General features: G+C 60.4%; 20 protein-coding genes and 1 pseudogene. 12 read left to right on the top strand and 9 right to left on the bottom strand.

Features of this window, described 5'->3' with window-relative positions:
• Nucleotides 1-6: 6 nt before the first annotated feature.
• Nucleotides 7-1,371 carry a restriction endonuclease gene (locus ACOZ4I_RS19720; protein ID WP_424005441.1) on the bottom strand — a complete coding sequence of 455 codons (1,365 nt, stop codon included), beginning with the start codon at nucleotides 1,369-1,371 and terminating at the stop codon, nucleotides 7-9.
• A gap of 122 nt (nucleotides 1,372-1,493) precedes the next feature.
• Between ACOZ4I_RS19720 and ACOZ4I_RS19725 the strand changes: the two genes are divergently transcribed.
• The 10 genes and pseudogenes from ACOZ4I_RS19725 to ACOZ4I_RS19770 all read left to right on the top strand — a co-directional run bounded on the left by ACOZ4I_RS19725 (nucleotide 1,494) and on the right by ACOZ4I_RS19770 (nucleotide 7,271).
• Nucleotides 1,494-1,895: a DUF6166 domain-containing protein gene (locus tag ACOZ4I_RS19725; protein WP_424005443.1), complete on the top strand. Its 402-nt coding sequence runs from the start codon at nucleotides 1,494-1,496 to the stop codon at nucleotides 1,893-1,895.
• A gap of 23 nt (nucleotides 1,896-1,918) precedes the next feature.
• Complete coding sequence (locus tag ACOZ4I_RS19730) at nucleotides 1,919-2,194, top strand: DUF7389 domain-containing protein (protein ID WP_424005445.1); 276 nt, start codon at nucleotides 1,919-1,921, stop codon at nucleotides 2,192-2,194.
• A gap of 49 nt (nucleotides 2,195-2,243) precedes the next feature.
• Nucleotides 2,244-2,465, top strand: a complete 222-nt coding sequence (locus tag ACOZ4I_RS19735) for a hypothetical protein (RefSeq protein WP_321168183.1) — start codon at nucleotides 2,244-2,246, stop codon at nucleotides 2,463-2,465.
• A gap of 53 nt (nucleotides 2,466-2,518) precedes the next feature.
• A pseudogene (locus tag ACOZ4I_RS19740) lies at nucleotides 2,519-2,817 on the top strand (hypothetical protein).
• A 156-nt stretch (nucleotides 2,818-2,973) separates the two neighbouring features.
• Nucleotides 2,974-3,660 carry a DUF6166 domain-containing protein gene (locus tag ACOZ4I_RS19745; RefSeq protein WP_424005447.1) on the top strand — a complete coding sequence of 229 codons (687 nt, stop codon included), beginning with the start codon at nucleotides 2,974-2,976 and terminating at the stop codon, nucleotides 3,658-3,660.
• Nucleotides 3,660-3,815, top strand: coding sequence for a hypothetical protein (locus tag ACOZ4I_RS19750; RefSeq protein WP_416010408.1), 156 nt, complete (start codon nucleotides 3,660-3,662; stop codon nucleotides 3,813-3,815). Before ACOZ4I_RS19745 ends, ACOZ4I_RS19750 begins: the two co-directional genes overlap by 1 nt.
• On the top strand, nucleotides 3,812-4,348 hold the full coding sequence (locus ACOZ4I_RS19755; protein ID WP_424005449.1) for a hypothetical protein: 537 nt from the start codon (nucleotides 3,812-3,814) through the stop codon (nucleotides 4,346-4,348). The genes ACOZ4I_RS19750 and ACOZ4I_RS19755 overlap by 4 nt, the downstream gene beginning before the upstream one ends.
• Nucleotides 4,349-4,506: 158 nt before the next feature.
• Nucleotides 4,507-5,508 (top strand): DUF6610 family protein, encoded by a 1,002-nt coding sequence (locus ACOZ4I_RS19760; protein WP_424005451.1) that lies wholly within the window; start codon nucleotides 4,507-4,509, stop codon nucleotides 5,506-5,508.
• Between the two features lie 77 nt (nucleotides 5,509-5,585).
• Nucleotides 5,586-5,933 (top strand): hypothetical protein, encoded by a 348-nt coding sequence (locus tag ACOZ4I_RS19765; protein ID WP_424005453.1) that lies wholly within the window; start codon nucleotides 5,586-5,588, stop codon nucleotides 5,931-5,933.
• A gap of 408 nt (nucleotides 5,934-6,341) precedes the next feature.
• Complete coding sequence (locus tag ACOZ4I_RS19770; protein ID WP_424005454.1) at nucleotides 6,342-7,271, top strand: ArdC-like ssDNA-binding domain-containing protein; 930 nt, start codon at nucleotides 6,342-6,344, stop codon at nucleotides 7,269-7,271.
• A gap of 124 nt (nucleotides 7,272-7,395) precedes the next feature.
• Here the strand turns inward: ACOZ4I_RS19770 and ACOZ4I_RS19775 are convergent, their stop codons facing one another.
• Both ACOZ4I_RS19775 and ACOZ4I_RS19780 read right to left on the bottom strand, forming a co-directional pair.
• Nucleotides 7,396-8,091, bottom strand: a complete 696-nt coding sequence (locus ACOZ4I_RS19775) for a nucleotidyltransferase domain-containing protein (RefSeq protein ID WP_424005456.1) — start codon at nucleotides 8,089-8,091, stop codon at nucleotides 7,396-7,398.
• Nucleotides 8,088-8,759 (bottom strand): helix-turn-helix domain-containing protein, encoded by a 672-nt coding sequence (locus ACOZ4I_RS19780; RefSeq protein ID WP_424005458.1) that lies wholly within the window; start codon nucleotides 8,757-8,759, stop codon nucleotides 8,088-8,090. The genes ACOZ4I_RS19775 and ACOZ4I_RS19780 overlap by 4 nt, the downstream gene beginning before the upstream one ends.
• A gap of 228 nt (nucleotides 8,760-8,987) precedes the next feature.
• Here ACOZ4I_RS19780 and ACOZ4I_RS19785 point away from each other — a divergent pair, with 228 nt between their 5' ends.
• Nucleotides 8,988-9,803, top strand: a complete 816-nt coding sequence (locus ACOZ4I_RS19785) for a hypothetical protein (RefSeq protein WP_424005460.1) — start codon at nucleotides 8,988-8,990, stop codon at nucleotides 9,801-9,803.
• Nucleotides 9,804-9,814: 11 nt separating this feature from the next.
• Here the strand turns inward: ACOZ4I_RS19785 and ACOZ4I_RS19790 are convergent, their stop codons facing one another.
• Both ACOZ4I_RS19790 and ACOZ4I_RS19795 read right to left on the bottom strand, forming a co-directional pair.
• On the bottom strand, nucleotides 9,815-10,618 hold the full coding sequence (locus tag ACOZ4I_RS19790) for a DUF6036 family nucleotidyltransferase (RefSeq protein ID WP_424005462.1): 804 nt from the start codon (nucleotides 10,616-10,618) through the stop codon (nucleotides 9,815-9,817).
• Nucleotides 10,618-11,541, bottom strand: a complete 924-nt coding sequence (locus tag ACOZ4I_RS19795; protein WP_424005464.1) for a MarR family transcriptional regulator — start codon at nucleotides 11,539-11,541, stop codon at nucleotides 10,618-10,620. The genes ACOZ4I_RS19790 and ACOZ4I_RS19795 overlap by 1 nt, the downstream gene beginning before the upstream one ends.
• 138 nt (nucleotides 11,542-11,679) lie before the next feature.
• Here ACOZ4I_RS19795 and ACOZ4I_RS19800 point away from each other — a divergent pair, with 138 nt between their 5' ends.
• The gene (locus ACOZ4I_RS19800) at nucleotides 11,680-12,003 is read left to right on the top strand and encodes a hypothetical protein (RefSeq protein WP_424005466.1); all 324 of its coding nucleotides are present in this window, start codon (nucleotides 11,680-11,682) and stop codon (nucleotides 12,001-12,003) included.
• Nucleotides 12,004-12,565: 562 nt separating this feature from the next.
• Here ACOZ4I_RS19800 and ACOZ4I_RS19805 read toward each other — a convergent pair.
• The 4 genes from ACOZ4I_RS19805 to ACOZ4I_RS19820 all read right to left on the bottom strand — a co-directional run bounded on the left by ACOZ4I_RS19805 (nucleotide 12,566) and on the right by ACOZ4I_RS19820 (nucleotide 17,324).
• Nucleotides 12,566-13,834 carry an orc1/cdc6 family replication initiation protein gene (locus tag ACOZ4I_RS19805; protein WP_424005468.1) on the bottom strand — a complete coding sequence of 423 codons (1,269 nt, stop codon included), beginning with the start codon at nucleotides 13,832-13,834 and terminating at the stop codon, nucleotides 12,566-12,568.
• A gap of 174 nt (nucleotides 13,835-14,008) precedes the next feature.
• A complete protein-coding gene (locus ACOZ4I_RS19810; RefSeq protein WP_424005470.1) occupies nucleotides 14,009-16,174 on the bottom strand; it encodes a type B DNA-directed DNA polymerase in 2,166 nt (721 codons plus the stop codon).
• A gap of 2 nt (nucleotides 16,175-16,176) precedes the next feature.
• Entirely contained in the window at nucleotides 16,177-16,482 is a 306-nt protein-coding gene (locus ACOZ4I_RS19815; protein ID WP_424005472.1) for a hypothetical protein, read from the bottom strand.
• Between the two features lie 2 nt (nucleotides 16,483-16,484).
• Complete coding sequence (locus tag ACOZ4I_RS19820; protein WP_424005576.1) at nucleotides 16,485-17,324, bottom strand: hypothetical protein; 840 nt, start codon at nucleotides 17,322-17,324, stop codon at nucleotides 16,485-16,487.
• Between the last annotated feature and the right edge of the window lie 145 nt (nucleotides 17,325-17,469).

Below are 17,469 nucleotides of genomic sequence, written 5' to 3' on the forward strand. Positions count from 1 at the left end.
GCCCGCTCAGATGATGCCGCCGATGACGAGTAGTCCGACGACGAGCAGCAGCGTCGCGACCACGCTCCCTCCGGCCAGTAACTTGTTCTCCATCGCCTTCTCGTGGATCGGCATGTCGGCGTACTCCGCGCGGAACGCCTCGAGATTCTGTTCGTCGTAGAAGTACTTCGTCTTCAGCGCGAACCGTTCCGTCACCGCACAGCCCGTACAGACCGGCTCGCCTTCCAGCCGCTCCGTTTTGGTGTGGCTGGTGCAGGCAATTGCCCCGCAGTTGGGACAGTAGGTGTACGTCTCCTCGACACCGCTCTCATCACAGTGAACGCACCGATGAATCCCGTCCTCGGAGGTCACTCTGGACGGGCCCGCTGCGTAGTACTCGTAGGGGTAAGTATACTCCTGGATGTCAGTGGTCTGCCGAACCTCGGGGAGGTACACTGGTTCGATCGACTGGACGGAGATGTCCGAGCGGTTCGGCTCACAGGTCTTGTTGTACGTGACGTTGTTGTCGCCGGTGTAGGTAACCGTCGTCGTGTGGTGGTTTTGGAGCCGGTCGACGGCCCACTCCTTGTACTCCGTTTGAGTCTGCCCGAACCGATGTTCCCCGACATCGTCGAACACCTCTCCGAACTGCTCGGCGTCGAGGTCGACCGTGGCGTGGAGGTTCTCCGTGACCAGCGTCGCGACGTCGTCAGCAGCGACCTGTGGCTGCCCGCGTTCGGCGTGAACGATGAACCGCGTCCGCTCGTTGATTCGGTGGATGATGCCCACCGACGTCTCGAAGACGGCGTTCGTGTCCGCGGTGACCGCGACCACCGGGCAGAACGTCACCGTTGAGTGTGGGTCTGGGAGGTCGGCGGCCTCGATATTCTCGATGTCGCGGAACGCCTCCATGACGGGCGCGTCGACATCGGCGGCCGGGTCGTGCGGGCGGAGCGTCTCGTCGCAGAGGATCTCGATGCGACCGTTGTAGAGGTCGAGGCCGATCTCATCGGCGATCTCCCGGAGGTCCTCGCCATCGAGCAACTCGATTGGATGGGGATCATCGTTCTGCTGGAGGCGGTCAGCGTACTCCTGAGCGGGATTCGTGAACCGGCCGGTCGTGACGACCATGCCGCGTTTGGGGCCGTCGAAGTCGAACGTCGCGATCGCCGAATGGAGCTTCTGGACGACCGGCCGCCCGACCGTCCCCGTGTGCTTGCACTCGACGATGATCGCACGCCGCGTGCCGTCGACGACATCCTCCATCAGGACGTCGCGGCCCTCGTCGGCCGTCTTCTCGGCCTGGCGGACGTTCTCGTAGCCGAGGTTGCGGAACACGTCCTCCATCACGTCCTCGAACTCGAACCCCGAGAGATCGTCCAGTACAGCCATCCCGATATACCTGGACAGTGCGTTGCAACTGTCAAATACGTTGTCGAACACAGCCCGTCCTGTTTTTTGAATCCCCGAGAGGGGTGCGGGGGTGAGCGAACGAGGCTCCCGCGAACCAACCTATGAGTGGAATCATCGACCCACGCTCGCATGTACAGTCACGGACCTCGGCCGATCCCGACGTCATCTACGTCGGTTACCGCCGTCGAGGCCGCGCCATCGTCGAGAAGCAATCGGATCAAGAACAGCTCACGCCAGAGCAGAGTCTCGAGCTGGCGAATCACAGTCCTTCGGGATTCGAATGGGGATATTGTGGCAGCGGGCCGGCCCAACTCGCACTCGCCCTTCTGCTCGATTACACGGGCGACGAGGCGTTCGCCCTCGATCACTACCAGGAGTTCAAAACCGAGGTCGTGAGCCAACTCGAATGTACAGGCCCCGACGGATGCTGGCGCCTCACCGGCAGTGACATCGACGCAGTCCTGCACGAAACATTCGGAGAGCCGGTCGCACCTTCCATCTAAGTATCAATCACCGAGAGTAATCCATGTCAGAACACAACCAGTCGTCTCGTTCGAACGGCGAATCGACCGAAGCCAGTGAACAGCGGACACGAACGGAATACGTCGAACGCAGTGATGTCGGCGTCTCCCTCACCGTGAAGCTCAAACGGGGAACCGGTACCAGAGATCAAGACGAAGTGATCGCGAAGGCGAAAGGCAAGACCCTCGAAGACGCCCGCAAGGACATGGAAATCCTCAGAGAGTACATCCACGATCTCGCTGAGGACGCCCGTCAGATTCAGCCGGGAGAAGACGGGTAGCGGAGAGCGCTGTTTTTTCGCGCCTCAGCAGTGCTGGAGGCGATCATCTGTGACCAATCCTGATGGACAATCGACTGACGCAAACGAGCTTTCACCAGAGCAACGGCTCGAAGCCCCGAATACGCGACTCATCAACGCCGGCATCGTGACGATCAACGATATGGAGACGCTACGAGCCTGCGTCGCCTACGAGAACGCGAATCAGCAGCGCGTCCAGATCCTGCGCCGACTCGAGCATCGGGCCAGCGAAATCCGCGCAGAAGACGGTTGACCCAACACCCGGAGGTGTCTGTTGGAGCCTCGGTGGGTGGAAGCTCAATCCAGATGAGCGATCGAATCGAAATCGAGATTCAGCGACAGACAGCGTTCGGTGACGATTGCCAGCTCGAAGTGACCGAAGCGAGCGTCGAGACCTCACTCGAGAATTTCGGTGCCGACGTGGATCACCGCGACCGGATTCGCGGCTTGATCGCCCCGAGCCGAGTGAGTTCGGCGTCGACGACCGACCCGAAGTTGAGCAAACATCGGAGGGTGATCAGTCGACCCTCTTCGCTGATACAGACGAAGACCAGCAGACCCTCGCTGGTGATGATGGGGTCAGCCGCTGTCTCTTCGAAGAATAAACTGCCCCTGTTGATTAGTTATCCGCCGAAATATTATAGTCTGAACTATAATAGTCTGAGTTCTAACTTTGAAGCGACGCTGAGGGCCTAATAGCCGGTGGTGGTTTTTCGACCCCCAGCAGGGGTGCGGGGAATCCGAACGCCCGCATTCAACCGATGGAGACGGATCCGACCACCGACCCACGAGCAGTCGTACAGGATGCAAATGAGCGATGGCAGGCGAGTACAGACCGCGTTGAGTACGTCGGGATGCGCGTCGACGGAACGCCAGTTGTCCTGAAACTCACCGCACACGAACGCCTCACCCCCAATCGAAGTCACAATCTCGTGCGGCATAGCCCGGCAGAATTCGACTGGGGCTACGTTGGGAGCGGACCGGCACAGCTCGCCTGTGCGCTCCTCCTCGATTACACCGACGACGAAACCATCACCCAGCAACACCATATCCAGTTCCGCGACGACGTGGTCAGTCAGTTGGTGTGTGATGGCCCGGCCGACTGCTGGCACCTCACCGGGGAGGATATCGAGGCGGCACTCGCCGAATTCGAAGAGTACCGAGCACTCACGCCAGATGGTGGGACGCCGTCATCGTCACTACCGGCGAATTGGAGTGCGGTGAGCCGGACAGATCGGACAGTCTTCCAACGTCGGGATATCGACCACTACGTCGTCCTCGCCGAAGGGAGCGAAGAGTGGTTGATCATACTTTGTGCGCAGGGGGACCGGGCGTATCCCGCCCCGCTTGACCATCGAACACTTCCGGTCGAGAACGATCCTGCTTCAGCCGTGCAGGCACTCGTCGCTGAGAGTAACGATCTCGTCGAGCCAGAGGGGGAGACCTGATGGAGAACATCCGACTCTCGCGAGCAACGTACCAACTCATCGAACGCGCCGTCACGGCGCTGGAGTGCATCGGCCGAGAACTCGAGCGATACAACGACCGGCACGAGCGAACAGCTGGGAAAGACACAGACGAGACGAATCCCGGCGAATCATGACTGGCGAAGCGACGCTTGACGACTTCGAGAGCGAGAATTCAGCTGGTGAGTCCCGCTCGCTCACGCTGGAAGAGCGACTCCTCACCCCGATCTCTCCGTCCATCGGTCTGCGAGTGATTCCCGGTCGCGGCACTCCGCTCTATCTCCAAAATCGGGGAAGCGAGCGGTATCTCTTCCGCGACGACCACGATCGGTGGTTCATCCTCCAACCGTCGGCGAAAGACTCTGAACAGGCGTTCATCCGCTGGGTGTATCTCCCAGCAGACAGGCCCGAACGGCTGGTGCAGTCGGCGCTTCGTCGACGGACGGTGATCGGGTACGACTACGTCCGGCGGTCGGTTGCACCAGACCCAATCAGATCAACGGTGACGGCGATGTTCGTCACGGAACGCTGGCCCGAGACAGCCTACGAATGTGGATCGTGTGAGACGCTGTTCGATACGGCACGAGAGCACGCCCTCCATTGCTGGGATGTTCATCCCTGGGTGCCGAATCCAGAGCAGGTACGCCGGCGGCGTCAGCCCGACGAGTGAGTTGGAAAATCCTGGGCAGGTATCGAAGCCGTCCAGATAATTAACCAACAAAGTGCGAGTTCTGGGATTTAATGTTGGTTAATAGCGGACCGCGGCTCCGTTTATTGCCCCTCTGAGAGGGTGCAGGGCGGGCGGATTCGCCCTCGCAGACCACATTCATGTCGCTCGATATCAGCCCCAGCAGCAGCACTGAACGCGAGATTGCCGCTGCCAGACAAGCCGACAGCGTGGCGTTCCTTCATCGAGCGCCGTTCTCTCTGGATGCTTACAGGCTCGGCTACCTACCTGGGTTCCGAGAGGACTGCGGATATCAGCAGACTCAGTTCAAGCATTTGGACATCCCCGTCGGGATGTTGGATAACGACTTTCGGAATCCCGATCTGGATCGATACGTCGCCCGGTTTTTCGAACACGAACCCAAGGTCGGCGTGATTGGAGACGTGTACGACCCCGACGACGTCGATAGGTACGTGGCCGCTGCGCGCGAGATCCAGGCGAGCTATCCCGATGCAGACCTCGTCATCGTCCCCAAGTGCCGCAAGGTGATCGACATGATTCCCGACGACCTCGTGCTCGGCTACTCACGAGGGTATGCCGACCGATTGGCCCACGAGTTCTCCGAGCCGACCGACTGGCGGGGCCGTCGTGTTCATATCCTTGGTGGAAGCCCGCCGAAACAGCTCGACGTCATCGAGCAACTGACCCGACCGACGCTCACGGACGATCCACCGGCCGACATTGCCGGTCTCGACTGGAACGGCCTGCATCGCGGGGCGCAGTTCGGAGAGTTCTGGACGGCTGACGGGTGGGACGACAGCGGTCGCGACACTGACCACGTCACGGTTCGCAAGACGGTCCGCCACAGTCTCGCCCGTCTCAAGGAATTCTGGCAGGCCCAAGGTGTTTGGCCCGAATCGACACCACAGGACGACTCCTTCGAGATCGAGTATGAGGGGCCATCGCCGGGGGATCTAGATGGTGCTGCGTGTACCGAATGCGAAGCCAACGTCTGGATGACTCAGCGCGGTCCATTCGTTGCCGAATACGATACTGGGGCTCTCTGTGGCTACTGCAGCTACGACTGCTACTTCGCCCACCGCCATCGAAATAACCTTGAGGAAGTCGCCGGCGAGCAGAGCGTCTACCTCCCGCCGGCGTGACGCAGCGAGCTGTTTTTCGCGCCCTCCAGAGAGAGCGAGGGCTCGATCCAGAGAGTCCTCAGAGATGGTGATTTTCCGTGAGTCAACAACAGCGTCCGAACGATGTCTCGATTAACGACATTCCAGTCGACGTATCGAACACCCAATCAGGCGAGGTCGATCCCGCTGAGGTACCCGAGGAGATCCGGTCGATCACTCGTGGACTCGCGAGCGAGCAGCCGCCGACGAATCCGCTCGTCGTCCTGAAGGCCGCCCGCTGGTGGTATATACATGGCAAGGGCGGAACCGATCCTGCGTTCCAGTGGGCCATCGAGTGGGCACGACACCTCGCGGCGGACACGCCGAGCGATGTCGACCAGTTCGACGCGTTCCTCGAGTATCTCGTCACGGTCGGCTTCGCTGACGAGAAGACAGCGCTTCGATAACCGATCCCCCATTCACACTGCGGGGTGTTTGACCGGGGACTATCTCGAACAGAAACGAGTCTGACCGCAACCTGTGCAGATAGAATAACATTCACTTAGAATTGGTAGCACACAACGTCTTCTCCACCACAGGTCGGACACGTTTCGGCGTCTTCGGAAAGGGTCGTTCCGCAGTGTCGGCACTCATACAGGGTAGACGGGCTGGACGTGCGAGTCCCAACGACCCCGCGGAGCGTTTCGACGAGACCCATTCTCCCGGTGATTGTGTCGCACTGGTTGTTAATCCCAGCCTCCGATAGCAACCCCGACATAAACCCCGCAGTCGCGCCGTCGTTTATTGTGCGCCCCCGAGGGGTGCGGCGCGTCCTGACCTGACGCAGCGCCGTCGTACTCGACGTGATGCAATCCATGTTGACTGCCAGTGAGACGTCGGTCTCGTTCGAGGAAACCGACACACGGAACAACGAGATGCACAGCACCATCGAAGACTGGATCGACGAGCTCGTCGTTGATGTCGACGAGGCGAAAGCCAGCCAGCAATTCCAGGAGTGGCTCGACGTTCAGTCCCGGTTCCATGACTACTCACATCGCAACACACTCCTGATCAAGCTCCAGTGTCCCGAGGCGACCCGCGTTGCGGGCTACAATACCTGGCGAAATGAGTTCGACCGGCACGTCCAAGAAGGTGAACAGGCGATCTGGATCTGGGCACCCATTATTACGAAGCAGTGCCCAGAGTGCGAGAATTCACCGAGTTACCACGAGCAAAGCGACTGTGACTACGACGAGACACCGGCCGAGGAGTGGTCCGAAGGACTGGTTGGATTCAAACCAACGGCAGTCTTCGATGTGTCTCAAACCGAGGGCGAACCGCTCCCCGAGTTGGAAACCGAGGCAACTGGTGACGCCGACGACCTGGTACCAGCACTCCTCAATGCAGCAACTACGCTCGATATAGACGTCCGTGTCGTCGACGCTGCTGAATGGGAGCATGGCGACGCGAAAGGCGTCTGCAAACACCAGAACCTCCACGAATGCCAACCCGTCGTCGAAGCGAAAGCCCGCCCGAATCAGGCCGACCTCGCGGTCACGTTGATTCACGAGTATGCCCACGCGCTGCTCCATTTCGAGGGCGACGACGAGCCCGAGCGCGCAGAACGCGAGGTCGAAGCGGAAGCCGTTGCGTACATCGTCGGGCGGTATTTCAACCTGGATACGAGCGGGTCAGCGTTCTATCTTGCCGCGTGGCAGGACGACGATCCGGAGAGCATTCAGGAGCGTCTCGGCCGGATCAGTTCGACCGCTCAGGAGATCATCGACACAGTTGTAGAGGGCTGAACACCCCCTCCCCGGCTGTTAACCAACGCCTTGGGGTACTAGCCCACTCTGTTGGTTAATTCGTTCGGCGTCCGACCCTGCGTGTTTCGATCGGTCCCAAGACATACCCCACCGACAGTCGATGTTATCGTTCAGAATCGATTCGGCGCTGCTGGTCACGAAGGAACTCAACGACGGCATCGATATCCTGTTCGGGAACCGTTTGCTGTTCGAAGACTCCTTTGAACGCGTCCGCAAAATCTTCCGACGTGAGTCGGTCGAGAACAGTCTCGATGCGACCAGCGAGCTTCTTGGATTTCCCGCGATGCAGATGGGTCGCGATCCGGTCGAAATCCGCGCCAGCAGCCAGCACCACCAGATCCCGGGAGTCCGCCTTGCGGCCACTGTGAAGTTTTACTGCAAACAGCAACTCCCGTTCCGGAATCCTGGCTGTTACCGGGCGCCCGGTTCGCAGTTCCTCGGTGACAGAGTGCTGGGCCAGATAGCGATACGACCATTCAGCTTCCGTCTGGCGACAGCCCAGCGCGTCCACCATCGCGTCGAACTGAACCGGATTCCCGATATCTTTCGTAAACCGGATAGTCCGGCCCTCGTAGAGTTCGTTTCGCTCGACATCGGCCGTTTTCTCGTAGCCGCGGTCGGTGAGAAGGTCCGTGTAGTCGTCGACCGCTTGGGCCGGAATGACGACGTCGACGTCCGTGGTGAAGCGCTGATTGAACGCCGCAATCGCCCACCCACCGACGAGGACGTATGGCAGGTCAGCGTCAATAACGGCCTCCAGCGTATCCAGCAGCTCGTCTTCGCGTTCACCGAGACTCATACGTTCAAACGCGGATCCTCGTGGGACGCGTCGATATCGCGGTCGTACTCATCGGCGATCATCTCCAACGCCGGCTCGTAGTTCACCCGGTACTCCAACATATGCTCGATTGCCTCGTCCAACGGAATAACCGGATTGCCGTCAACCCACTCGCGAGTGATCTCCCCACTCGTCGGGAACAACACGTACGAGACGGTCGCGTCGTAGTCGGTCGCGTCCGGCCGCTCTTCGATCCGGCTCGGAATCCCGAACTCATCAAAGAATGCCGTCCACTGCTCGACATCCCGGTCGGCGACCTGGATGAAGATCGGATAGTCGTCGTGGCCGCGGGCGATCTGATAGCCGCCGTGGGTCCAGACGTAGACGCCGTCGATTTTCGTGTACGCAAAGGGCATCCCGGCGAAGTGCGGAATGACGTAGCCCTCGTCGATCGAGGGGGAAGCAGCGCGAGAAATGGCCGCGACGAGATCGTAGTAGCGATCCCTGACAGCGTAATTCTCGATGTAGACGCCGTCCTCACGCCGGATGAAGCCTGCGTCCTCCAACCGCTCGATCCAGTCGTAGACCCAGGAGTAGGAGCCGTCGATCTTCTGAGCGATTCGACGGATCGAGTCGCCCGGCCGGGCCGCGACCATGATTTTCGCCGCGGTCTCGTCGACGTACTCCATCATCGCTAGTTATCGGTATCGCATCTAACGGTATTAGTCTTGTCCCCCGTATTCCCTATGACGTTATCGCCATACAGATATACCATTCTTAGCCCCGGTAGTCCGATCCGGCTCAGCATTCGAGCAGAGAGGGGTTAACCAACAGAGGATACGATTGATCGGTATTTGTTGGTTAAGTTTTTCAGCGCCCGCCGAGGGGCGGAGGCGCACTTCCGTCTCCACCGACCCATGACCGACCAATATCTAACGACCGTTCTCGACGAGGCAGAGCGAGTCGCAGAGCACCACGAGCAGGTCGCCCAATCTTCAGACAATCCGAATCACGAGTATCTTCGGTACGCCGTCCTTCGGCTGCTCGAAGACGAGGCTGACGAGACATCGGTGGAGATACCGCAGATCGACGGCCTGACCGTTGGATACGGGGAGGATAAGGCGATGTGCGAGAGCTGGGACGACGACGTCGAGTGGTGGGAGACGGTTCCGCCGCAGACGGAATGTACTCGCTTTCGGATGTTCTACCCCGAGAAGCACGAGGCTGTTCCCCGAGTCATCGTCGACGTGATGGCAGCACTCGGGGCGTGGCGTGTCTGGACTGGGAGCGCAGCCGCGTGCGGCTCCTATGACCATCGCGAGCGCCGCGAGGTCCATTACCTCTGGCCGGAAGGCCATCCGGTGGAGGAAGTGCTCCACGAGCGGCTTAGTGGCCCTGCGGAAGCCGTCGCTCCCGACGGTGGCCGAACGGGCGACGTTCGCGACCGACTGGTCGTCGACGAGAACCCAAAGTCACAGGACGATCTCGAGCCCCGCACGAAGCGTGCCGTCGCTGAAGCGATGGACGTCTCGCTCCTCTCGAAAGGTGGCCGCTACGAGGTACAGTCCGCGTCCGGCAACAGGTACGAAGTCGACGTCATCGACGAATCGTGTACCTGCCCTGACTGGGAGCAGCGTTCACCCGAAGGCGGCTGCAAGCACCTGCGCCGCGTCGATCACGAGATCAAACGGGGCCGCGTTCCCCGACCAGACGGCCGCCTTCCCTCCCCGTAGTCGTGGCCAGACTACTCCACGGGACGGACTGTGTCGCCATCCCGACGGACCCGGTCGAACGTTGAGAGATACGCGATCCGGTCGTGAACCTCCTCGTCATCCAGCTCCAGTTTGGCGGCCAGTTCGTCGACGGTCATCGGTTCATCGAGTGCCTGGAGGACTTCGAGCCCCCGGTAGTACCTATTCGTGAGCTCTTGGACGCGGCCCTCGATCGGCGTGGTCACTCCGTACCGCTCCTCGAGTTCGACCAGGGCCTCGTTCGCGAACGTGGCGAACTGATCGTCACCCAGGCGTTCGATCTGGGCTTCGAGTTCATCCCGGACGACGTCGTAATCGAGGCCGGCCTGCACGAGCATATTCATGTCCTCGATGTCGTCATCGCGGCCTGCGATTGCCTTGAACAGGAAGATATCCTCGTTGCTGACCAGCCGGACCATCAGTCGATCCGTGTCGAGGAACGGCTCGCTGCGCTCTTGCATCCCGTCGGTGAGCACGAGCTTGTTCGCGACCTGCTGGTTGAAGATGTCAAGGCGACACCCGTCGTCGTTCTCGACGCAACTCGTCGCCCCCAGCGCCCGGTAATCTGGATCCAGCGATTGAACCTCCGCATACCCGAGGTCCATCAGGACCGCCCACAGCTGACCGTACGCGTCGCCATCCGGGACGACCAGGTCGATATCTTTCGTCGCCCCCTTGAGGTCGCGCAGCGACATCGCGCCACCACCAATCAGGTAGACCGTGAGCGGTTCAGATAACCCGTCCCCGATTCGCTGGAATTCGTTCTCGATGTACTCGCGTCCGAATGTTGGTCTCATTATGGTAGTGACACCTCGTAGTCAGCCGCCAACTCCTGGAACTCGTCCCACTCCGGGAGCCGGTCGTTGTCGACCTCGCCGTGGGTCTCGAGGTAGCGGAGCAAGGCGTCGATTTCGTCTTCGAGACCATACGTCGCCGCCTGCTCTCGGAGGGCCGCCTCGTCGACGTCGACGTGGCTGAGCAGGAGGAGACAGTACGAGCGGTGGCGGCTACCGTCGTCGATCAGCAGCGTGTGACAGCAGAGCTCCGCCGGCGAGACTGCGTCGAGGTCCTCGGAATAGACGTAGTAGCGGTGGCCGGTGAGCAGAAACTGGAGGTCGAAGGCCGCGAATCGAGCAAGACCGGTTTCGTGGAACCCCTCTGCATCGATCTCCGTCTCGGCCTGCGCGAGTAATTCGTCGTAGTTTTCCCAGAGAATCGTGCCCTTCGGGGCGACGGCTTCGAGGCGTTGACGATGCAGATGGTGTGCGAGTTCACGGGCGAACTCGTGGAGGCGGTCGAAGTCGGCGTTGAACTCGTAGTAGCCGTCGACGGTCCCGACGAGCCCACGGTCGCGAAACCGCTTGAGGACGCGGTTGACCGTGTTGCGGTAGTTGTCGCTCCGGCCGGCGATCTCGGAGACGGTTCGCGGCTGGTCGAGGTAGTACAGTACTTCGAGTGCCTTGCCGGTCAGCAGTTCGGGGAAGTCGATGTGGGAGTGCTGGCGGACGAGGTCCTGGTAGCGTTCGACGGCGCGAGCATCTGACGGGATGACTCGTTTTCGGCGGCCGTCGCGTTCCGTGTAGACGAGTCCCTTTTCAACGAGGTCGGCGACGGCACGAGAGAGGTAGCTCTCGCTGTGGTCGAGCTTCGTCGCGAGTTCGGAGATCGTGTCGCCGCGGTCGACTGTGGCGAGGACCTCGAGTTCGATGCGCCGGAGCACGGTGTAACATAGTACGAAACGTATATATAAAGAAGTTTCGAGTAGTGTTACAGCCAGCAAGCACAGGAGCCGTCTCCATCGTCTTAACCAACAAAACTATGGATTCGTGGGCCGTGTTGGTTAACACGAGAGTAGCCGATGTCCGACGAACCCCCGGCCCCACCGGCGAACTTCCCGACGGAGATCGTCAACACGCTCAACGAGATGGACCCGGAGCAGCTCCGAGACGTTGCGACGTACGCTGAAGCGCTCGCCGAGCACAAGGAACGAGAGGCCCGTCGCGAGGAGTCGGCAGATCAAGAAGAGGTTGAAGAACGGCCAGACGATCTCCCAGACGACGTCCCTGCGAAGGCGACGATCACGATCAAGGAAATCAACGACAATCGCTACTATTACTGGCAGTGGCGGGAAGGTGATTCAGTGAAGTCGAAGTACAAAGGACCGGTGAATCCAGACGAGTAGACGAGATTCAGCTGTAGCCAGATGTTCGTTTCAACGTGATTCTTAGCGTAGCAGATGACACCCCCCAGAGTGTGAATGGGATCGGTTTACCCCACACCCCTCAGTGTGAATGGCCTACCAACGGGTACTCTCTGACGGGAATTTACGTTAGAAGAGACAAAGTAACACGTGGATAGATTACGCCTCGTTTACCCCCACACCCCTCAGTGTGAATGGTCCACCACCCAGGGTACTGCGATTAAGAAGTCCTTAACAGCAGAAGTCCTCTCGCCGTAGGGAGGGTTCTCGCCTCAGTGACGAAGCTTCGGCTTCGGCACAAGGCCTCGCCTTCTAGAATACGTCTACTCGAAGGACTGTTTAGACTGTAGTATAATAAAGATAACTACAACTGCGGTGCGGTGCAGTAGCGGACCGGGTCAGCTACCGTGGCAGAACGTGTAAGCCGCTCTCCGTGCCGTAATGGGACTCAGACAGACGACACAGCTTCTACGGATTGAGTCCAGCTCCGTCTTTACTACAGTCGTGACCTATGGGGGACCATTCACACCGAGGGGTGGGGGTGTCACCATCCCATCAACGTCTGGAGTTCCGGCGTTGAGTTGATCAGCCCAGTTCGTGTACTCTCCACGTCTCCTTGGAGCGAATACGACCTGAACTTCCCCTGATCTCCGCCTTCCTTCTTTTTCGATTCGAGAACTCCTGTCGTCACGTGCTTGTTCAGAAGCTCAAGCGCACGATTGTACCCCTTGGGCTCTACTTCGACGTCCCGTGCTACTGTTTGGTAAACCTCGTGAATCTCTGACGTCCGGAACCATTCTTTCTCCGGGTTATTCCGGTCAAGACGTGTGAGAGCAAACAGGAGTAATTTCCCGGACAACGGAGTCCCTTTCACCATTTCCATAAAGAGCTCAACTTCGACGAGTTCGTCAGCTTCGAGAACGTGATTCGCGGTCACGATCTCGTCGCCTTCTTCGTCAGCGATCTCGCCTGCATTCCGGAACAACCGGACTGCCCGTCGAGCGTCACCGTGTTCTTCAGCTGCGAGTTCAGCTGTGGTTGGAATCACCTCGTCGTCGAGGACACCGTCGTAAAATGCGTCCCGTCGATTTTCGAGGATTGCAATGAGCTGGTCTTCTTCGTACGGTGTGAACGTTCGGTGTTCTGGCTGGAGAGTCGATTGAACCCGTGACTCGATTTCTCCTTTGAATTCGATGTCGTTCGAAATCCCGATTGTAACGACTGGGAAGTCAACGTCGTCTTTTGATTGTGTCCGTGATAGCGTGTAGAGGACCTCGTTAACTTCTCCGTGCTTGTCGATTTCATCGATGATGACGACGAGGCCGCCAGAAAACTCCCGCTGAACAACGGGCCACAATTTCTGATCCCGATAATGTTCGGCTGAGAGGCCCTGATAGGGGACATCAAGCGGGTTCTCTGCTTTTGCGTTCACCTGCTCTGCGATCTTTCGGAAGGTGGAGGTATACGTAGAGATGGGGTCCGGATTAATGTAGGCAGTAACGATCGGGGAGTCCGTTCCTGCAGTTGCTGCTTCGAGCCGCTCGCAGACGTGTCTTGCAACTAGTGTCTTCCCCGTCCCGGTTTCTCCCCACTCCAGGACGTTATCCGGGACGCTGTTTGTCCGCATCTTTCGGAGATTCTTGGCCAAGAACGTGATATGGTCGTCTCGTCCGACGATTCGATTGGCGTCAGGGACGTTATCGATCTCGAGCAACCACGGCTTCTCAAAAATATCCGATTCGTCTTCGCTATCCCCCTCGTCGACATTTAATATCTCGTCGACGGTTGTTTGCGTGGAATCGTTGTTTGGCATGAGCGGACCAATTCGCCCCATTCACATATAGGTTGCCCGCCCTCGGTGTGATTGATTTACTTCCATTCACACTCCGGGGGGTGTTCCAGAGAGCAGGACCCCCCAGAGTGTGAATGGAATCGACCTCGTCGCCCACTTGTGATTTTGCTCACCTCAGAAGACATTTGAGACTACTCATCCGTTCCGGACTGCTGTAAACTCCGTCAGCTCCACCTCCCGTGTCTCCGCGAGTCTCCGTCTAATATCTGTACGACCCCACCCCAGCGGCAACAGCACGCTCTCAATCGCTCGAACCAGCTGCGTCTCGTAGTACGAAGCGTCGTAGGTCTCGATCTCTTCGTGGGCGAGGGCGACCCGGTCTCGCGAGGATTTCTCGTCGTCGACGACCACGTACTCGATATTCTGGCCCGGGTGGACTGCCAGATCCTGCTCGCGAGCCCGTTTCAAGGCCGCCACGTTCTGGGTATTCTGTGAGTAGTCTTCCAGGGGCTTGGAAACACGATTCCGCTCGACGAGCCGCTCCACTGCAACGTTGCCCGCCTGCAGTTCGTCGATTGCTCGTTCGAGACGTCCGAGCACTGCGTCCGGTGACCGCGTGGCATCGAGCCGGTCGAGACAATCCCGTTGGACGTCCTCTATGAACGGCGGGGTCGAACGCTGTCGGGCTTCGATACCTCTGATCTTGAAGTCGTCGTCGCCGGCGACCTTCCCGAAGTACTTCGTCAGCGCGCCGGCGTCGCTCTCGCGCTGCGGGACGAACGCCACCCAGTCGTAGTGGGCTTCGTGTTCGAGCCGAATCTCGACGCGTTCCGTGATCTCCGTCGCGAGCGTCTCGAGGTCCTCGCGGTCATCGTCGTCGACGTCGGGGTCTGGGGTCACCCAGATGGAGTCGACGATGCCGTGGACGACGCGCCAACCGCCGGCTTCCAGTCGCTGTTTCGCCGTTAGTAGAATCTCGCGGGCGAACGCGTTGATTGCCTCGTGGCACTCGATGCGGCCGAACTTCGCGTTGCTGAACCCCTGATAGCCGAAGCAGGCGACGAGGATCCACTTTAGCGCTCCCGACCGCCCTTCGAGTTCAGCCAGGCGGTCCTCGTCGGGGTCGTCCCGTTCCTTCTCGCGACGGATGGCCGCCTTGATCCCGTCGCGCGCGTCGATGATCGGCTGTAGCACGTCGACGAGGTAGCCCCGGTCGTCGCAGATCGAGTACCTGAGGCCAGGGACGTCCTCGCGGTCGCTGTGGCAGTCACACCGGATGACGTCCGGCGAGACGTTCCGGGTACAGATGATGTTCGGATACAACGAGGAGAAGTCGAGTTCGTGGACGTTCTCGTGGAGGCCGACCTCGGGGGCGAAGATAAAGCCGCCGCGGTCGGCGTCGTGGAGCGTTCCCATCGGCTTGTAGAACTCGTGGCGCCAGGAGTTCCACGGAACGAGGACACCGCGGTCGTGGGCCTCGCAGATCTGGATCGCCGTGAGAACGTTCCCGATCGACGCCCACGCAAGCTCCTGGACGGGTTTTTTCGAGCGCGACACGAGGTCGAGGACGCCGTCGAGATTAGTCTCCCCGTAGAAGAACGTGTTCGACTCGTCGATAATCGCCCGCCCGGGCACGTTGTACCGCGCCGGGGAGTGACCGACGCGGCCGTAGCTGGAGTACGTCGACCGGCTCGCGAGCTGCTGGTAGTCGACGTCCGGCCACCGACTCAGCGAGAAGTCGCCGACGCCGGCGTCCGTCGCCATCTTGTACAGCGTCGGGACGATCTCGCTGGTTGAGCAGACCAGGACGTCCGGATCGTGTGCTTCGAGCGCCCCCTGGACGGCGGTCAGGATATCCGTCGGCGAGCCGGTGACGGTGTCGCCGGCGATGGACAGTTTCCCATAGACGTCGTTGCTCGTTTCGGTCACCGGAACGCTGAGCCGGAGCGTCGACAGCTCGCTCGCCGGCGTCGGATCGGTGCCGGTCTCCAGACAGTACCGGAACTCCCGCGAGAAGTCGACGTTGAAACAGGCGAGATCCCCGATTGGATAGTCCGACAGCTGGCGTGCCTGCCGGGCGAGTGGGGTGACGCGGTCGATGTGGGCGACGTCGACGGCGAGGACTGGTTCCTCGTCTCGTCGAAAGCCCGGTCGTCGCGCAACCATTTCGGTCGCGACGACGTCCGGGTGCTGGTCGTACACTGACTGGAGTATCGTGAGGCCGAGGTCGGCATCAGGGTCGCGAGCGGCGACGTAGAAGCGTGGGGTGTAGTCACCGCGCTCGGTTGCGACGGCGCCGTCGGCGGTTGCCTCCCACTCCAGGACGCGGCCGTCGTCCAGAAAGTCGATACTGAACGGCATCGTCACGGGTTCGCGTCCGGTGGGGCGCTCTCTTGGTCATCGCTCGTTGTGACTGCGGCTTCGAGCTCCTCGAGGCGTTCCTCGTGGTCGTCGAGGCGGGCCTCCTGTTCGAGATTGATGCTGAGCAGCGCCGGCAGGAGCGGATTCTGGTGGTTCAACAGCCCGCTTGCGTCGGCGTGCTCGCGGGCGTACTCGAACAGCCGGTCGAATCGCGGCTGGTCGCGACGCCGCAGTGCCCGGCGGAAATCTGCCCAGCGCTCTTCGATGGCCCGTAGCGCATCCCGGTACGTCGGGTTCGTACGCCCCATCGCTATCGGTCTCCTGTACCGCTCGCCGTCCACGCATCGAGCAAGGGATCCGCGGTGGCCGCCACCGTCTCACCGTCAGTGGTGACGCCCGTCCCGACACCCTCCGGGGTCGGCGTCGACGGCGCCGGCGTCGTCGGCTCCATGCCGACCTGCGTGGCGCGTGCAGCGAGCAGCTGCCGCCAGTAGGCGAACGTCGTCTGGTAGTACGCGCCGTCGTCGACGGGATAGACGAGCGTCTCGAAGTCCTCGCCGACGACCCGTGGGCCCATCCGCGTCTGCTCGCACTCTAGGTGGTGGTCGGCGACCGTCGCGACTGACTCGGTGAATTCGTTTCGTTCGTTTCGTGTAACGAGTACCGGGATGTCGTACCCATCGGCGTAGGTCGCCAACCGGGCGAGAGTTCGGGCCTGGAGGGTTTTCGCGTGGGTCTCCCCGAGGGTATCGTCGGCGCGGTACTGGGCATCGACGGCCGGCGCGATGATGAGGGCGGGTGTGTGGGGGGACGTTTCCTCGTCGCGACTTGGTGCCCGTCGACCGGCCGCCCCGGCGTCGGTGGTGGACATTTGGATCGACTTGTTCACTGCCGTCGGGAGATCACAGACGGCGCCGTAGTGCTGGTACGCGGTAAATCCGCGTGCGACGTGGATTCGGTTGAGCAACCGTTGACTGGGAGCGATCTGGGCGAGTGTCGTCGTTGTCGCGTGACCATTTGCGTCGACCCAGAAGGCGGGCCCGTCGTGCAGGAGGAGATGGTCGAGCACGAGCGACTGCAGGATCGGGACGCCGCGGCCACCCTCGACGTCGAGCAGCGTGATGCCGTCGTCGAGCTGCGGTAACAGCATCTCGTCCGTAGCCGGATCGGCCTGGTCAGCGAGGGACCGATTGCGGTCAGCGCCCCGAGTTGGCTGGTCCACCGCTAATCGGTTCGACGTTGAGTGTTCTCCCATGCTCGACTAGAGGTCTACTTTCCCGAAAAGCCGCGGCGTG

This window comes from Haloarcula salina, from assembly GCF_049603855.1.
GTDB classification, from domain to species: domain Archaea; phylum Halobacteriota; class Halobacteria; order Halobacteriales; family Haloarculaceae; genus Haloarcula; species Haloarcula salina_A.